At 64.4% G+C, this 1589-nt stretch carries 3 protein-coding genes; all 3 read left to right on the top strand.

The annotated features are described in order from the left end of the window. The first annotated feature begins 184 nt into the window (after positions 1-184). Complete coding sequence (gene rpsF, locus ABB34_RS14630) at positions 185-619, top strand: 30S ribosomal protein S6 (RefSeq protein WP_057642111.1); 435 nt, start codon at positions 185-187, stop codon at positions 617-619. An 11-nt stretch (positions 620-630) separates the two neighbouring features. After that, the gene (gene rpsR, locus ABB34_RS14625; protein WP_002804494.1) at positions 631-861 is read left to right on the top strand and encodes a 30S ribosomal protein S18; all 231 of its coding nucleotides are present in this window, start codon (positions 631-633) and stop codon (positions 859-861) included. Between the two features lie 118 nt (positions 862-979). Continuing rightward, a complete protein-coding gene (rplI, locus tag ABB34_RS14620; protein WP_057642110.1) occupies positions 980-1429 on the top strand; it encodes a 50S ribosomal protein L9 in 450 nt (149 codons plus the stop codon). Positions 1430-1589 lie beyond the last annotated feature (160 nt).

The following is a 1589-nucleotide window of genomic DNA, read 5'->3' as shown; positions in this document are numbered from 1 at the left end:
GTCGATTCGGCCTAGGGCCGGGCGCGGGCCGGCAATGCCGCCGGCCCGGCGAACTTGCCTGGGACCATTTTCCAGTGGATAATTACGGGCTTCCTGCGCCCCGGCGCGGGAGTCCTTGCCCCACCGCGATCCACGGCGGGGGGCTGTCCGGCCCGTACGGGCCACATCCGAAAGGTAGAAAAACATGAGTCGTCATTACGAAATCGTGTTCCTGGTCCACCCGGACCAGAGCGAACAGGTCCCGGCCATGATCGAGCGCTACAAGGCGCTGGTCGAGAACGGCAACGGCACCATCCACCGTCTGGAAGACTGGGGCCGCCGCCAGCTGGCCTACCCGATCCAGAACCTGGTCAAGGCCCACTACGTCCTGATGAACATCGAGGCCGACCAGTCGGTGCTGAACGAGTTGACCGAAAGCTTCCGCTTCAACGACGCCGTGCTGCGCAACCTGGTCATGAAGCGTGACGAGGCCGACACCGAGCAGTCGTTGATCATGAAGAGCAAGGACGAGAAGGGCGACAAGCCCGAGCGTGGCGAGCGCCGTCGTCGCGACGACGAAGAGGGTGCCACTTCCTCCACCAATGACGAAGCCGGCGAAGAAGCCGCTTCCGCCGAATAAGGAGCACACCCATGTCCAAGTTCTTCCGTCGCCGCAAGTTCTGCAAGTTCACCGCCGAAGGTGTGAAGGAGATCGACTACAAGGATCTCAACACCCTGCGCCAGTACCTGACCGAGAACGGCAAGATCGTGCCGAGCCGCGTCACCGGCACCAAGTCCAAGTACCAGCGTCAGCTGGCCACGGCGGTCAAGCGCGCCCGTTTCCTGGCGCTGATCCCGTACACGGACAACCACGACGTCTGAGTGCGGCAACGAGAGGCGGGGCATTGCGCCTTCCGTCTCCCGTGCATCTTTCCCCGTCCATTCGGACAGCAAGCGTTGCGGGGTCATGCGCCCCGCTAACGAATAACGGAGCACCACCATGAAGCTGATTCTCCTGCAGAAAGTGACCAACCTCGGCAACCTCGGCGACCTGGTCGACGTGAAGCCGGGCTACGGCCGCAACTTCCTCGTGCCGCAGGGCAAGGCCGTGCCGGCCACCGAGGCCAACGTCGCTTCCTTCGAGGCCAAGCGTGCCGAGTACGAAGCCAAGGCCAAGGCCACCCACGACGAGGCCGAGGCCCGCGCCGCCAAGTTCGCCGATGCCAGCGTCACCATCGGTGCGCACGCCTCGACCGAAGGCAAGCTGTATGGCTCGGTCGGCCCGCGCGACATCGCCGAGGCCTTCACCGCCGCCGGCCTGCCGCTGGAAAAGAGCGAAGTCATCCTCGGCGAAGGCGCTTTCCGTGCCGTCGGCGAGTACGACGTCGTCATCAAGCTGCACGCCGACGTGGAAGCCACCGTCAAGGTCATCGTCGAAGCCGACGCCTGATCCCCGCGGAAGCACGCTGTACCGGAACGGGCGCCGAAAGGCGCCCGTTCTTTTTATCCCTTCTCCCTCTGGGAGAAGGTGTCCCGAAGGGACGGATGAGGGTTGGGGCGAAGCCCGTGTAGCGGGCATTGCGGGGCTTTGCCCGTACCCTCACCCCAAC

Source organism: Stenotrophomonas daejeonensis (assembly GCF_001431505.1).
In the GTDB taxonomy this organism is placed as follows: Bacteria; Pseudomonadota; Gammaproteobacteria; order Xanthomonadales; family Xanthomonadaceae; genus Stenotrophomonas; species Stenotrophomonas daejeonensis.
The sequence above is the reverse complement of the archived record's forward strand: the minus strand, read 5'-3'. Positions and strand labels throughout refer to the sequence as shown.